Here is a 13,872-nt window from a genome sequence, read left to right as displayed (position 1 = left end):
GATCAGGGCTGCGCCGCCAGGCGATCGAGGAATTCCTCGGCCCAGCGCTGCACGTTGTTGGAGACCACCTGACGCCTCAGGCTGCGCATCCGTCGGCGCGCGTCCTCGGGGTCGATCGTGGCGGCCTTGACGATGGCGGCCTTGAGCTCATCGACGTCGTGGGGGTTGATCAGCAGCGCCTGGCGCAGCTGGTCGGCCGCACCGGTGAACTCGGAGAGCACCAGCACTCCCTGCCCGGACTTCCGTGCGGCCACATACTCCTTGGCGACCAGGTTCATGCCGTCACGCAGCGCGGTGACCAGCATGACGTCGGCCGCCAGGTAGAGGGCCACCATCTCCTCCACCGGGTAGGAGTGGTGCAGATATCGGATGGCCGTGTGGGCCAGGGTGTCGTACTCCCCGTTGATTCGCCCCACCGCCCCCTCGATGTCCTCACGCAGCCGCTGGTAGGAGGCCACTCCCTCCCGGGAGGGGCTGGCCACCTGCACCAGGCAGGCCTCTCCGACCGTGAGCTTGCCGTCGCGCAGCAGCTCCTCATAGGCCTTGAGGCGGTGGCGGATGCCCTTGGTGTAGTCCAGGCGGTCCACGCCCAGGAAGATGGTGTCCGGCTCGCCCAGTTCGCGGCGGATCTGTTGGGAGCGGGCGATGATGTCCGGACGTTCGGAGAGCTCGACGATCTTGTCGGTGTCGATCGAGATGGGGAAGGCCTTGGCCTCGGCGACCCGGAATCCGCCCTCGGTCGGCGCGGTGAGCTGCCGCGGCGCGGTGCCGCGGGCAGGGTCTGCGTGGAGGCCGTTGACCGAGGCGTCCTCACCGGGGCCCGGCGCATCCAGGGGCACGAAGACCTGGTCCGATTTGATGTAGTAGCCGAGCCGGTGGCGAACCACCCGCTGGAAGTTCCGCGCGTCGGACTCTCGCTGGAAGCCGATCAGGTCCGCCCCGAGCAGTCCGCGCAGCACCGAGTGGCGCCACGGCAGCTGGGAGAAGAGGCCTGGCGGGGGGAAGGGGATGTGGTTGAAGAAGCCGATCTTCACATCAGGGCGGAGCTCACGGAGCATCGCCGGGACCAGCTGCAGCTGATAGTCCTGGACCCACACGGTCGCGCCCTGGGCGGCGACGTCGGCGGCGGCCTCCGCGAATCGACGGTTCACCCGGCGGTAGGCCTCGAACCAGTGTCGATGGAACGCGGGGCGGGCGATCACGTCGTGGTACAGCGGCCACAGGGTGGCGTTGGAGAATCCCTCGTAGTAGTCCTCCACCTCCTGCTCGCTCAGCGGCACCGGGACCAGGTGCATGCCCTGGTGGTCGAAGGCCTCCAGGGGCTCGTCTGCGGCGCCGTGCCAACCGACCCAGGCGCCGTCGGACTGGGCCATGATCGGGGCCAGTGCCGTGACCAGGCCGCCGGGAGATCGGCGCCACCCTGTTCCGCCGTCCTCGGTGGTGACCCTGTCGACGGCCAGTCTGTTGGCCACCACGACGAAGTCGTATCCGCTCTGCTGAGGCATCAGCGCCAACCCCTTTCCTCTCGAGGACGGCGTCCGTGGCGGCATCGGCCTGTGACGCCCGTCGCATCAGTTGTCTCGCAACTCTACCCGGAGCATCGCACCGGCGGGCCGGAATGTGAGGAAGGTCGAACTCCCGGCTCCGCGTGCGGACCTGACGCGCCGCGGTCGTGTGCCGGACCTTCAGGAAACCCCCAGCCGGGAGGGATTACCCTGGATGAGACTCTGCCCGTCGGATCCGCCAGAGGATCCCCCTGACGACACTTTCGGAGACTTGATGGCTCAGAACCCCCAGACCTCGGGCGGCACCGCCCGCGACAAGGCACGCCGGATCCAGCAGGAGGAGGAGGCGAAGCAGCGTCGGACCTCCGTGCTGCTGCGCGTGGGAGTGGTGGTCGTGGCGCTCGTCGTCGTGCTGGCGCTCACCCTCTTCATCGTCAACCAGCGCTCCGGCGAGGATCGCGTCGCCGCGACGGAGGGCCCGGCCCCGGCGTCCGCGAACGAGCAGGGAGGCATCGCGCTGACCTCTGCCACGGAGATCGTCGCCGGTGACGACCTCGGCACCATCGACGCCTCGGATGTGCCCGAATCTGATTCCGAGCTGCCCCTCGGTGTGGAGCCGGGGGAGGACGGGGAGCCCCCGCATCTGATCGTCTATGCCGACGCGAACTGCGTGCACTGCGCCAGCTTCGAGAATCAGCATGGGGAGCAGATCAAGGAATGGGCCGACGCCGGTGAGATCACCGTCGAGTACCGTATGGTCGGCTTCCTGGATGGCAACTCCAACACCAACTACTCCTCGCGGGCGGCCAACGCCATGGTCTGCATGGCCGAGGAGTCTCCGGAGAACTACCTCGACTATCTGGCCGAGGTCGTCGGCCACCAGCCGCAGGGGGAGCTGTCCAATGATGAGCTGCTGGCGCGGGCCGAGGCCTACGACGTCGACATCGAGTCCTGCGTCCAGGACGGCACCTACCGTCCGTTCGTCACCTACACCTCACGCCAGGCCACCGGCCACGGTGTTCAGGGCACCCCGACCGTCTACCTGGACGACCAAGACTGGGGCGCGTCCGAGATGGGCTTCCGCGAGTTCGTCGAAGCCGCCATCGGGGAGGACGGCGACGATCAGGGTGCAGGCGACGAGGACGCTGACGACGAGTCCTGATCCCGTGGCCCGCGGGCGGACGTCGTCCGTCCGCCCGCGGGGCCGCCCGACCCTCAACTGGTCACTCAGGGAGGTCCGCCGGTAGGATGGGCCTCCGGCGCTTCGGCGCCACGCCTCCTTAGCTCAGCTGGTAGAGCAGCTGTCTTGTAAACAGCAGGTCGTCGGTTCGAACCCGGCAGGGGGCTCCACGTCTGGCCGGCATCGCCCTCAGTGCGGTGCCGGGCGCGCCACAGCGGGGCGCCACGTTTTTTCGTTGCGGGGGAATACTTCCGCTTGGCCGCCGGTTGGCTGAAGCGAACTAGTGCGCATTCCCGCCCGGTCGGCGTCGTCGCTGCGGGAATGTCGTGCGGCCGACACGTCCTCAGCACAGCGCGGGCGATGTCGCCGCCTGATCAATCAGCCCGCCCAGCCCTGTCACGCCCGTGCTCCTCGCATCGGGAGAGGCAGGGCCGTCATCGTCTCCGGAGTATCCATGAGCGCTCATCCCACACCACCGTCCGCCTCCTCTGTCGGGGTCGAGGCGCCCAAGATGCCCAGGGGGGACAAGCTCACCATCGGTGCGCTGCTCCTGGCCGCGTTCATCATGATCCTCAACGAGACCATCATGAACGTGGCGCTGCAGCCGCTCATGGTCGAGTTCCAGGTCGACGAGACCACCATCCAATGGCTGACCACCGCCTTCATGCTCACCCTGGCCACGATCATCCCCACCACCGGCTACCTGATGCAGCGGTTCAGCCTGCGTGCGGTGTTCACCATCTCCCTGGTGCTCTTCTGTGCCGGCACCGCGATCGCCGCGGCCGCCTTCGGCTTCCCGATGCTGCTGGTGGGCCGCATCATCCAGGCCGCCGGCACGGCGATGATGCTGCCGCTGCTGATGACCACCACGCTGACCCTGGTGCCGCTGCAGCGCCGCGGCGTGGTCATGGGGAACATCTCCATCGTCATCTCCGTGGCACCTGCCACCGGACCCGCGCTGTCCGGACTCATCCTGCACATCGCCGACTGGCGCTTCCTGTTCCTCCTCATCCTGCCCATCGCCCTGGCCGCCCTGGTGCTGGGCCGGCCTCGCCTGGACGACTCCCCGGGGGTCAAGGGTGGAGGGCTCTCCGTGCCGTCCCTGCTGCTCTCCGTGCCCGGATTCTCCGGCGTCGTCTACGGCATCAGCCAGCTGGGCGGCGGCCACGGCGAGGGAGCGGGCGTGGATGAGGCCGCGGAGGCCGGCGTCGACGTCGTCGCCCTCGTGGTGCTCGTGATCGGCGTGCTGTTCCTGGCGGCCTTCACATGGCTGCAGCTCCGCCTGCAGAAGGGCGGCAATCCGCTGCTGAACCTCCAGCCGTTCCGGTACACGATGTTCACCCGCTCCCTGCTGATGATGCTGCTGATGATGATCGCCCTCTTCGGCGCGATCATCATGCTGCCGCTGTTCCTCCAGCAGGTCCGCGGCCTGGACACCTTGACGACCGGTCTGCTGATGCTTCCGGGAGGTGTGCTCATGGCGCTGCTGGCCCCGATCGTCGGGCGGCTCTACGACCGCATCGGCCCGAAGCCCCTGGTGGTCCCGGGCGCCGCGCTGCTGATCGTGGCCCTGTTCCTGATGAGCCTGCTCGGCCCGGACAGCAGCGTGTGGTCCGTGCTGACGCTGCACCTGGTGCTCAGCTTCGGCCTGGCCTGCCTGTTCACTCCGGCCTTCACCACGGCGATGAACCCGCTGCCGCAGCCGCTGTATTCGCACGGCTCGGCAGTGCTCAACACCCTGCAGCAGCTGGCCGCCGCCGTCGGAACCGCACTGCTGGTCACCGTGATGGGGCTGGGTGCCGCCGCCGCGGCGTCGAACGGCCTGGACCCGGAAGCCGCTGCCGTAGAGGGCTTCCGCACCGCCTTCCGCACCGCCGCCGCGATGAGCGTGGGCACTCTTCTGCTGGGGCTGACGCTGCGTGCCACCCCGGCCGGTGAGTCCGAGCCCGTCGCGGAGCCTGATGCCGAGGGCGCCGACGAAGGTCGTTCCGGCCAGGAGGAGGCCGCCACGTCCACCACGCGCTGACGGGGTGGCGCTGACCGGCGCCGCACAGCACGAGACGCCGGGCTCGGCAGGGATGCACTGATCATCCCTGCCGAGCCCGGCGTCTCTGTGTCTGCGTGAGGTCCGGCCGCCGTCTGGTGCGGCCGTGTGCTGCGTCGTGTCTGGTCTCCCTGGGTGGGAAGCGGGGCCCGCCCGCACCGAGCGGGCCCCTGTCGCACCCAAGTGAGGACAACCTTACAGACAGGTCCTGGATTACGCAATACACGTTTGACGTAACGTGTCATCGATCCTGTCTGGGATCCTGTCCGGCTCAACCCAGACCGAAGGCGCGCAGGCCGGCGGCCGCGCCCGCTCCGGCGAGCACCACCACGAGGAACGGGGCTCGCAGCAGCAGGGCGACGGCGGCGGCCGCCAGGGCGCCGAGGCGGGCGTCGAGAACGACGCCGTCGTCGCCGGAGGCGGTGTTCATTGCCACCAGGGAGGCCAGCAGCGCCACGGTCATCAGCCCGGAGATGCGCCCCACCAGAGGGTGCTCCAACCAGGAGCCCGGCACCAGATAGCCGGCGATCTTCGTCAGGTATACCGCGGCGCAGGCGATCAGCACCCATGTCCAGAGCGTCATCGGCGGGCCTCCTCGGCTTCCGCGGTGGGGACTTCGGCCTTCGTCGCGGAGGGTCGAGGTCGCCTGAGCAGTCCCCAGGCCGCTGCGACGACGGCTGCCAGCAGCACCGGGACTCCGGCCGGCAGCAGCGGCATGGTCAGCACCGTCACCAGGGCGGCCAGCACCGCCAGTGCCCACGGCTCACGCGCGCGCAGCCGCGGCCACAGCAGCCCCAGGAAGGCGGCGACGACCGCGCCGTCGAGCCCGAGTGCCTCCGGTTCGGCCACGAAGTCGCCCAGCAGGGCGCCGACCACCGTCGCCAGGTTCCAGCCGAGGTAGGCGCCGATCCCGGTGACCCAGAATCCGCGGCGGCGCTCTGCCGGATCGGTCTGGCTCATCGCATTGGCGGCGGACTCATCGATGGTCAGCTGGGCGCTGACCAGCCGCCGCCAGCCGGTCGGGTCGAACATCGCCTTCATCTGCACCGCATAGATCGTGTTGCGCGCGCTCAGCAGGGTCGAGGCGCCCAGCGCGGCGGCTCCGGTCCCTCCGGCCGCCAGGACCCCGATGAACGCGAACTGCGAGCCGCCGGAGAACAGCAGCGCCGACAGTGCCACGGTCTGCCACAGAGTCAGGCCGGAGGCCACGGACAGGGCGCCGAAGGAGATGCCGTAGAGGGAGACGGCGGCGGCGATTGAGAGCCCGGTGCGGGTGGCGGGGGTCAGGCGGGAGCGCCCAGGTGCCTGGCCATCGGAGGAGGCGGTCATCGGTGGCCGCCCCAGCGGGGCTCTGCTGAGGGGTGCTCCATGAGCAGGGTGAACCAGGCGCCGGGGGTGAGCGCCTCGTAGGAGTGCGGGGCGTCCCCGGGGAAGACGGCGTAGTCGCCGGGATGGAGGAGGAAGGGGGCGTCGGCGGGCCCCAGGCGGACGCGTCCGGAGCCGATGAGCACATGCTCGGTCGAGCCCGGCGGGTGCGGTTCTGCCTCTCGGACGTCACCGGGCTCCAAGCTCACCACGTAGAGATCGCGCTGCGCCGGAGAGCTTCCGCTGTGGAGGAGGGCGGCGTGGAAGTCCGCCGTGGCGGAGGGCACTGCGGCGCGCTCCTCGGCGCGGATGATCTGCGGCCGAGGGCTGGGGGCGGCGACCAGGCGCGCGAAGGGGATGCCCAGCGTGGAGGCGATCGACCACAGCGTCTCCACGCTCGGATTCCCCTGGGCGGTCTCCAGCTGGGACACCGTGGACTTCGAGATGCCCACTCTGCGAGCCAGTTCACTGAGCGACAGGCCTGCGCGCAGGCGCTCCTCCCGGACTGCGGCGGCGATCTGTGCCAGCAGCGTGTGGTGGTCCTTCGTGGTCACGGGCACCTCCATTCGTTCGCCACACAGTACCAGTCGTTCGATTCATCGAACGAAGTCCGTCGCGCTGCCCAGGAATAGCAGGCTGCTTCAGGCGTTGTGCCCTCACGAGGGTGCAGGGCGTGGAGCCCGGCGCCGGGGAGCATCGAGGCGAACCGAAGGAGACTGTCATGGCAGAGAACAAGCGCGTCGTCATCGTGGGCGGCCACGGCAAGGTGGCGCTGCTCGCCGCACCGAAGCTGGCGGCGGCCGGCTGGAGCGTCGACTCGCTGATCCGGGATCCCGGCCAGCGCGACGACATCGACGCGGCAGGCGCGAATCCGGTGGTGCTGGACATCGAGCAGGCTGACGTCGATCAGCTGGCCGAGACGTTCTCTGGGGCCGCAGCGGTGGTCTTCGCCGCGGGTGCCGGCGGCGGCAATCCGGATCGCACCAGGGCCGTGGACCGAGACGCGGCCGCGCGAACCATGGACGCCGCCGAGAAGGCCGGAGTGAGCCGCTATGTGATGGTCTCCTATGTGCGCGCCGAGACCGATGTGGACACTCTGGATCGGTCCAGCTCCTTCTATCCCTATGCCGAGGCCAAGCATCACGCCGACGCCCACCTGCGCGGCACCGGCCTGGACTGGACGATCCTCGGGCCGGGCTCGCTCACCCTGGAGCCGGCCACGCGCGCACTGCAGGTGGTCGACGGCGCCGGACTGATCGATGGGCGTCAGCCTGCGCGGGAGGAGGTCGGCACGTCACGGGAGAACGTGGCCGAGGCGATCACCCACGTGCTGACCGCCGGCGCGGCGGTGCGCCGGACCGTCAACTTCTACGACGGCGAGACTCCCCTCGAGGAGGCCCTGACCTGAGTTCGGCCATCGGTTTTCCGAATCAGCACCCGAGGTGCTAATCTTTTCTGGCGCTCGCAGGCAGATTCCATGCCTGCGTGGTCGCCCCGGATCCGTAGCTCAGATGGTTAGAGCGCTCGCTTCACACGCGAGAGGTCGATGGTTCGAGTCCATTCGGATCCACCACTCCACACGTCACCGCCCTGTCGGGATGCGGCCTGCATGGTCAGCCTCCGGCGGGGCGGAGCTGTCCCATCCCCCGCCGCGGGCTCGACGCCGGCAGCTGATCCAAGTCCCCATGCCACCATCGAGGTGCGGCCGCGCCTCGTAGATTGAGAGTCGACACGACGCACCCGGAGGGAGTGACAGTGACAGACGAGGAGACTCGACGCCAGGATCACACCGGTGACCAGACGGCCGCCGACGCCGCCGTCGAGGCCATCGACCCCGTCATCTCCGAGCCGGACGCCGAGGTGACCCTCATCCCGGTGGTCCGACCCACCGCCGAAGGTGACGTCGAGGACACCTCCACCGGATTCATGCGTGCCCTGACCGGCAGCATCGCCTCGTCCTGGCAGGCCGCCCGTGAGGCGGAGGCCACTCTGGAGTGGGAGGAGTTCGACACCGAGGCCGTCGAACGTGCTCAGGAGGAGGCCGCCCAGGCCGAGGCCGAGGCAGTGCGTCACGAGTACGTCCCTGACGCCTTCTACGACACCCCGGCGGCGGATCTTCCCGACGCCGGCCAGCATCCTGGTCAGTATCCAGGCCAGCACGACGTCGGCTCCGCCACCTCGCCGACCTCCCCGATCCCGCGCCCGCACACGCACAGCTTCGCCGCGCTCCGCGAGCCTCCCGCCGACCGTCAGCCCGATGAGCTGGCCGCAGGCGAATGGACGCCCTCCGGCGACTGGGCGCAGACCGAAGCGCTGGGCCCGCAGATCCCGACCGACCGGACCCCTGTGGCGGACCCGTACGAGGTGGCCGTCTCGCCGCTCAGTGAGCCGATCCGGCGTCGTTCGGTGCTGCGCCCCACCGGTGCGAAGCTCCCCGGGCCGCTTCGGCGCGCCCCGCTGTTCGACCGCTCCGTCTTCGACCAGAAGGTGCGCCCGCAGGATGTGCTGCGCCGCATCATGCGCCTCGAGACCACCCACACCCAGTCCGTCCCGCTGGTGGACCACCTGGCCGGCACCCCGTACGCGAACCCCCGGCAGGCCGAGCAGCCGGTGGACTCCGACGAGCTCGCCACCATCGCCTTCGTGCTGGACCTCGGCGAGGCGCTCTTCCGCTACGGGGCCGGTGCGCTGGAGGTGGAGACCTCGATCATCGCGGTCACCGCCGCCTTCGGGATGAAGAACACCGACGTCGACATCACCAACCAGTCGATCAGCCTCAATTGGGCACCCGATGACAAGATCCCGTACTCGCGAGTGCGTGTGGTGCGGTCCTGGTCCCGGAACTACAAGGCGCTCGCCGCCGTGCACGAGCTCGTGACCGACATCATCTCCGGGCGGCTGACCCGCACCGAGTCGGCGGAGCGACTCCAGGAGATCACGCGGGAGCCCAAGCCGTATCCGCGGTGGATGGTGACCCTGGCCGGTGCCGTCTTCGCGAGCCTGTTCGCCAGTTTCCTGGGGGCACCGATGCTTGACGCCTCGATCGGATTCGCCGCCACCCTGGTGGTGTTGGGCATCAACCGTCAGCTCGCGGTGTGGAGGGTTCCGGAGTTCTTCACCCTGGCCACCGGGGGCTTCGTGGCCACCTTCATCGCCATGGGGGCGTTCATGCTGGGGGTCCCGATCACCCCGTCGATGGTCGTCGCCGGAGGGCTGATGATCCTGCTGCCCTCGGCCCGGGTGGTCTCCGCCATCCAGGATGCGATCAACGGCTTCCCGCTCACCTCAGCGGGGCGACTGGTCTCGGCGATGATCGCCTTCGCCGGCATGACGGCGGGCATCATGGCCGGCGTGGTGCTGGCAGACCTGCTGGGCGCCCCGCAGATGGAGATCGCCGTGGGGCTGACCCGCCTCTATCATCCCGCCGTCCTGGTGGCGATCGTCTTCGTGGCCGCGATGGCCGCCGCCGTCGTCGAGCAGGCCCGGTGGAAGATGCTGCTGCCCACGGGGTTGGTCTCCGCGCTGGGGTTCCTGCTCTTCTACGCCGGTGAGTCGATCGGACTGGGGGAGCGGATGACCCCGATCCTCGGGGCCACCGTGGTGGGCGCGCTGGGACGAGTGGTGGCGCTGCGGATGGGCGCTCCGCAGCTGGTCATCGCTGTGCCGGGCATGATGTTCATGCTGCCGGGGCTCATGGTGTTCCGCGGCATGTACCAGATCGCCCTCGAGAACCCGGACACCAATCTGGTGGCCTCCATGATGGGCGGGCTGACCGAGCTGTTCAGCGCGCTGATCATCATTCTGGGCATCGCCTCGGGAATCGTGCTCGGCGACGTGCTGATGCGGCCGATCACCGCCGGGCTGCAGTCCAACGAGCGCTCCCGCGGCCGCCGCCGCTGAGGATCAGGCCGGGGCCAGCCGCCAGTCCACCGGCGCTGCGCCCAGACGCTGCAGGGCCTCGTTCGTCCGGGAGAACGGCTGAGAGCCGAAGAAGCCCCGGTGCGCGGACAGCGGCGAGGGGTGCGGGCTGGTGATCACGGCGGTGTGGTCCCCGGCCTCGCACAGCGGCTGCATGCGCCGGGCGTCGGCGCCCCAGAGGATCGAGACCAGCGGTGTCCCGCGCGCCGCCAGGGCACGGATCGCGGCCTCGGTGATCTCTTCCCAGCCGATGCCGCGGTGCGAGCCGGGGCTGCCCGCTGTCACGGTGAGCACCCTGTTGAGCATCAGCACCCCCTGCGCAGACCAGGCGGAGAGGTCCCCGTGGGGCGCCGGCCCGATCCCGAGATCCTCGTGGAGCTCACGGAAGATGTTCTGCAGGCTGCGCGGCAGCGGTCGCACGTCGGGGGCCACGGCGAAGGACATCCCGATCGGGTGCCCGGGAGTGGGGTAGGGGTCCTGGCCCAGCACCAGCACCTTGACCTGGTCGAAGGGCTGCCGGAAGGCGCGCAGCACGGATGCGGGGGCCGGCAGGATGTGCTCACCGGCGTCCCGGCGGCGGGTGAGCTCCTCCTGCAGGCGGGCGAACTGCTCCTGCTGCGGGGCCAGCGCCCGTCGCCAGCCAGGTTCCAGAGGTGCGATGAGGTCCACGGAGAGGTCCATGACCCACCACCCTAGACATCCTCGCCGGCATTCCGCTCCCTGCCGGGCCGCTCCGGCTGCCGTGGCGGCGAACACACAAGGAGCCATATGCGCCGTCGTGCCGTCTCCGGGCCTTAGGATGGGCGCAGGAACAGCGGTCCGGACGCACCGGTCCGAGTCGACATCAGGAGGCATCGATGAGCTCTGCCAGCTCGGCCGACACCGTCACTTCTGACGCAGTCGACGCCGCGGCCGGCACGGCCGGCCAGCTGAGCGAACAGCAGAAGCAGATCCTGGCCATGGAGCGCCAATGGTGGAAGTACGCCGGCGCCAAGGACCAGGCGATCAGCGACGAGCTGCAGATCTCTGCGGTCGCTTACTACCAGCTGCTCAACCAGCTCATCGATTCCGAAGCCGCCCTCGTGCACGACCCCATGCTCGTCAAGCGTCTGCGCCGTCAGCGCGAGGCGCGGCAGCGGGCTCGGGCCTCGCGCCGATGAGCCCCCGGCAGGGCATCGCGGCCCGCCCCACCGTCCGTCCGCAGCATGCGCAGAGCCTGAGGATCTCCACACCATGAGCAAGTTCCCGCACGATGAGTTCGACGACGTCCCCCCGTACCAGCAGGGCGAGGCGGGCAAGCACCGCGCCCCGACGGCCGCGGCCGGCTCCTCCCGCGGCGGAGGCGGCCTGAAGTGGATCGGTCTGTTCGCCGTGCTGGCGTTGCTGGTGGGCGTTGTCAGCTACTTCGTGCTGCCCACCCTGCGCGAGGACTCCCCTGAGGCCGGCACCGGTGATCAGGAGCAGGGCGAGGCCTCCGACGACGGCGAGGAGAACGGGGAGGACGGGGCCGAGGACGGCGAGGAGGACACAGAGCAGGGCGGCAGCCAGCCCACCGCGGCTGCCGCCGACACTGAGTCCCCGGTGCAGATCCTCAATTACGGGGGTCCAGCCGGCCTGGAGGACGACATCGCCGAGCAGCTCACGGAGCTGGACTACAACGTCACCTATGTGGCGGAGTGGACCTACGACGACGTCGACACTCCCGTCATCTACTATCCGCCGAACGCCGAGGCCCACGCCCAGGACCTGGCGGAGAACCTCGGCATCGAACAGGTCGAGGAGAGCGGAGCATGGTCCTCCGTGGCCGTGGTGGTCGGGCCCGATTTCGCCGAGTGAGATCAGCGGAGGCCGGTCACGGTGCAGAAGGCCCGCGGATGCGGGGCGCAGAGGCTCCCCGGGGGCACTCGAAAGGGTTTGCACTCGCCTGCTCTGAGTGCTAAATATTGAGCTAGCACTCTCCCCCAGAGACTGCCAGCCCGATCTCGGGAGCAGCCTCCTGCGGCGGCGAGTGGGATGAACCTGAACAGGTGAGGCCAATTTTGTACGACCCCGGTGACGCGGGGGCGTGGCCGTCCGTCGCGGGCACCTCTCAAGGTTCGACCCGATTGACGCGAACACGTCTGAATCATCATCACCCGCAGTCCAGGAAGGACACGTGCCGATATGGCTAAGACCATTGCATTCGACGAAGAGGCCCGCCGCGGCCTCGAGCGGGGCCTGAACATCCTCGCCGACGCCGTCAAGGTCACCTTGGGCCCCCGCGGCCGCAACGTCGTGCTGGAGAAGCAGTGGGGCGCCCCCACCATCACCAACGACGGCGTCTCGATCGCCAAGGAGATCGAGCTGGAGGACCCCTACGAGAAGATCGGCGCCGAGCTGGTCAAGGAGGTCGCCAAGAAGACCGACGACGTCGCCGGTGACGGAACCACCACCGCGACCGTGCTGGCTCAGGCCCTGGTCAAGGAGGGCCTGCGCAATGTCGCCGCCGGTGCCGACCCGATGGGTCTGAAACGCGGCATCGACAAGGCCGTCGAGGCGGTCACCGCAGAGCTCTTCACCTCCGCCAAGGAGATCGAGACCAAGGAGCAGATCGCCGCCACCGCGTCGATCTCCGCCGCTGACACCCAGATCGGCGAGCTCATCGCCGAAGCCTTGGACAAGGTGGGCAAGGAAGGTGTCATCACCGTCGAGGAGTCCAACACCTTCGGCCTCGAGCTCGAGCTCACCGAGGGTATGCGCTTCGACAAGGGCTACCTCTCCGGCTACTTCGTCACCGACGCGGAGCGTCAGGAAGCCGTCCTCGAGGACCCGTACATCCTGATCGTCAACTCCAAGATCTCCTCCGTCAAGGACGTCATCGGCATCCTGGAGCAGGTCATGCAGTCCGGCAAGCCGCTGCTGGTCATCTCCGAGGACGTCGAGGGCGAAGCCCTGGCGGCCCTGGTGGTCAACAAGCTCAAGGGCACCTTCAAGTCGGTGGCCGTCAAGGCCCCCGGCTTCGGTGACCGTCGCAAGGCCATGCTGGCCGACATCGCGATCCTCACCGGTGGCCAGGTCATCGCCGAGGAGGTCGGCCTCAAGCTGGAGAACACCACTCTCGACCTGCTGGGCACCGCCCGCAAGGTGGTCATCACCAAGGACGAGACCACCATCGTCGAGGGTGCCGGCGACGCCGACGAGATCGCCGGCCGCGTCTCCCAGATCAAGGCCGAGATCGAGAACAGCGACTCGGACTACGACCGCGAGAAGCTCCAGGAGCGCCTGGCGAAGCTGGCCGGCGGCGTGGCCGTCATCAAGGCCGGTGCCGCCACCGAGGTTGAGCTCAAGGAGCGCAAGCACCGCATCGAGGACGCTGTGCGCAACGCCAAGGCCGCTGTGGACGAGGGTATCGTCGCCGGCGGTGGCGCCGCCCTGATCCAGGCCGGTGCCCGCGCCTTCGCCACTCTCTCCCTGGAGGGTGACGAGGCCACCGGTGCGAACATCGTCAAGGTGGCCGTCGAGTCTCCGCTGAAGCAGATCGCACTCAACGCCGGTCTCGAGCCCGGCGTGGTCGCGGAGAAGGTCAAGGGCCTCGCGGACGGTGTCGGCCTCAACGCCGCCACCGGCGAGTACGAGGACCTGCTGGCCGCCGGCGTCAACGACCCGGTGAAGGTGACCCGTTCTGCCCTGCAGAACGCGGCCTCCATCGCCAGCCTCTTCCTCACCACCGAGGCCGTCGTCGCCGACAAGCCGGAGAAGAACCCGGCCGGCGCCGGCGCCGAGGGCATGGACCCGATGGGCGGCATGGGCGGCATGATGTGATCATGTCCCGCTCCTCCCGCTGAGCATGACGAAGGCCCCGCAGGCATCTGCCTGCGGGG

12 protein-coding genes and 2 tRNA genes are annotated in these 13,872 nt (G+C 69.2%); 9 read left to right on the top strand and 5 right to left on the bottom strand.

Annotation, left to right across the window (positions count from 1 at the left end; translation table 11 throughout):
• Positions 1–2: 2 nt before the first annotated feature.
• Complete coding sequence (locus tag ODE13_RS15350; protein ID WP_179541092.1) at positions 3–1,505, bottom strand: alpha,alpha-trehalose-phosphate synthase (UDP-forming); 1,503 nt, start codon at positions 1,503–1,505, stop codon at positions 3–5.
• Between the two features lie 274 nt (positions 1,506–1,779).
• On the opposite strand from ODE13_RS15350, the gene ODE13_RS15345 reads away from it, so the two are divergent.
• The 3 genes from ODE13_RS15345 (at position 1,780) to ODE13_RS15335 (ending at position 4,711) form a co-directional block, all read left to right on the top strand.
• Positions 1,780–2,667: a DsbA family protein gene (locus tag ODE13_RS15345; protein ID WP_322480042.1), complete on the top strand. Its 888-nt coding sequence runs from the start codon at positions 1,780–1,782 to the stop codon at positions 2,665–2,667.
• A gap of 112 nt (positions 2,668–2,779) precedes the next feature.
• Positions 2,780–2,855, top strand: a tRNA-Thr gene (locus ODE13_RS15340).
• A 284-nt stretch (positions 2,856–3,139) separates the two neighbouring features.
• Positions 3,140–4,711 carry a DHA2 family efflux MFS transporter permease subunit gene (locus tag ODE13_RS15335; protein ID WP_322480041.1) on the top strand — a complete coding sequence of 524 codons (1,572 nt, stop codon included), beginning with the start codon at positions 3,140–3,142 and terminating at the stop codon, positions 4,709–4,711.
• Positions 4,712–5,000: 289 nt separating this feature from the next.
• On the opposite strand, the gene ODE13_RS15330 is transcribed toward ODE13_RS15335, so the two are convergent.
• From ODE13_RS15330 to ODE13_RS15320, 3 genes are read right to left on the bottom strand one after another with little or no spacing between them, the layout of a single operon-like run.
• On the bottom strand, positions 5,001–5,312 hold the full coding sequence (locus ODE13_RS15330) for an AzlD domain-containing protein (RefSeq protein ID WP_179541089.1): 312 nt from the start codon (positions 5,310–5,312) through the stop codon (positions 5,001–5,003).
• The gene (locus ODE13_RS15325) at positions 5,309–6,058 is read right to left on the bottom strand and encodes an AzlC family ABC transporter permease (RefSeq protein ID WP_322480040.1); all 750 of its coding nucleotides are present in this window, start codon (positions 6,056–6,058) and stop codon (positions 5,309–5,311) included. The genes ODE13_RS15330 and ODE13_RS15325 overlap by 4 nt, the downstream gene beginning before the upstream one ends.
• Positions 6,055–6,648, bottom strand: a complete 594-nt coding sequence (locus ODE13_RS15320; RefSeq protein ID WP_322480039.1) for an XRE family transcriptional regulator — start codon at positions 6,646–6,648, stop codon at positions 6,055–6,057. Before ODE13_RS15320 ends, ODE13_RS15325 begins: the two co-directional genes overlap by 4 nt.
• A gap of 167 nt (positions 6,649–6,815) precedes the next feature.
• Here ODE13_RS15320 and ODE13_RS15315 point away from each other — a divergent pair, with 167 nt between their 5' ends.
• From ODE13_RS15315 to ODE13_RS15305, 3 genes are all read left to right on the top strand, one after another.
• Entirely contained in the window at positions 6,816–7,502 is a 687-nt protein-coding gene (locus tag ODE13_RS15315; RefSeq protein ID WP_322480038.1) for an NAD(P)H-binding protein, read from the top strand.
• 88 nt (positions 7,503–7,590) lie between these two features.
• Positions 7,591–7,667: transfer RNA gene (locus ODE13_RS15310), tRNA-Val, on the top strand.
• Positions 7,668–7,849: 182 nt separating this feature from the next.
• Positions 7,850–9,994: a threonine/serine ThrE exporter family protein gene (locus ODE13_RS15305; RefSeq protein WP_322480037.1), complete on the top strand. Its 2,145-nt coding sequence runs from the start codon at positions 7,850–7,852 to the stop codon at positions 9,992–9,994.
• A gap of 3 nt (positions 9,995–9,997) precedes the next feature.
• Here ODE13_RS15305 and ODE13_RS15300 read toward each other — a convergent pair whose 3' ends face one another.
• The gene (locus ODE13_RS15300; protein WP_322480036.1) at positions 9,998–10,693 is read right to left on the bottom strand and encodes a uracil-DNA glycosylase; all 696 of its coding nucleotides are present in this window, start codon (positions 10,691–10,693) and stop codon (positions 9,998–10,000) included.
• Between the two features lie 176 nt (positions 10,694–10,869).
• Between ODE13_RS15300 and ODE13_RS15295 the strand changes: the two genes are divergently transcribed.
• The 3 genes from ODE13_RS15295 to groL all read left to right on the top strand — a co-directional run bounded on the left by ODE13_RS15295 (position 10,870) and on the right by groL (position 13,813).
• Entirely contained in the window at positions 10,870–11,172 is a 303-nt protein-coding gene (locus ODE13_RS15295; protein WP_322480035.1) for a DUF3263 domain-containing protein, read from the top strand.
• 73 nt (positions 11,173–11,245) lie between these two features.
• Positions 11,246–11,848, top strand: coding sequence for a LytR C-terminal domain-containing protein (locus ODE13_RS15290; protein WP_322480034.1), 603 nt, complete (start codon positions 11,246–11,248; stop codon positions 11,846–11,848).
• Positions 11,849–12,175: 327 nt separating this feature from the next.
• The gene (gene groL, locus ODE13_RS15285) at positions 12,176–13,813 is read left to right on the top strand and encodes a chaperonin GroEL (protein ID WP_322480033.1); all 1,638 of its coding nucleotides are present in this window, start codon (positions 12,176–12,178) and stop codon (positions 13,811–13,813) included.
• The last annotated feature ends 59 nt before the right edge of the window (positions 13,814–13,872 follow it).

The sequence above is a fragment of the Nesterenkonia sp. HG001 genome, from assembly GCF_034438835.1.
GTDB classification, from domain to species: domain Bacteria; phylum Actinomycetota; class Actinomycetes; order Actinomycetales; family Micrococcaceae; genus Nesterenkonia; species Nesterenkonia xinjiangensis.
This window is presented reverse-complemented; position numbering and strand designations above follow the sequence as displayed.

Excerpts from the sequence above, each read along its gene's own strand:
- ODE13_RS15350 (WP_179541092.1), bottom strand. The coding sequence starts at position 1,505 with ATGCCTCAGCAGAGCGGATACGACTTCGTCGTGGTGGCCAACAGACTG.
- ODE13_RS15345 (WP_322480042.1), top strand. The coding sequence starts at position 1,780 with ATGGCTCAGAACCCCCAGACCTCGGGCGGCACCGCCCGCGACAAGGCA.
- ODE13_RS15335 (WP_322480041.1), top strand. The coding sequence starts at position 3,140 with ATGAGCGCTCATCCCACACCACCGTCCGCCTCCTCTGTCGGGGTCGAG.
- ODE13_RS15330 (WP_179541089.1), bottom strand. The coding sequence starts at position 5,312 with ATGACGCTCTGGACATGGGTGCTGATCGCCTGCGCCGCGGTATACCTG.
- ODE13_RS15325 (WP_322480040.1), bottom strand. The coding sequence starts at position 6,058 with ATGACCGCCTCCTCCGATGGCCAGGCACCTGGGCGCTCCCGCCTGACC.
- ODE13_RS15315 (WP_322480038.1), top strand. The coding sequence starts at position 6,816 with ATGGCAGAGAACAAGCGCGTCGTCATCGTGGGCGGCCACGGCAAGGTG.
- ODE13_RS15300 (WP_322480036.1), bottom strand. The coding sequence starts at position 10,693 with ATGGACCTCTCCGTGGACCTCATCGCACCTCTGGAACCTGGCTGGCGA.
- ODE13_RS15295 (WP_322480035.1), top strand. The coding sequence starts at position 10,870 with ATGAGCTCTGCCAGCTCGGCCGACACCGTCACTTCTGACGCAGTCGAC.
- ODE13_RS15290 (WP_322480034.1), top strand. The coding sequence starts at position 11,246 with ATGAGCAAGTTCCCGCACGATGAGTTCGACGACGTCCCCCCGTACCAG.
- groL (WP_322480033.1), top strand. The coding sequence starts at position 12,176 with ATGGCTAAGACCATTGCATTCGACGAAGAGGCCCGCCGCGGCCTCGAG.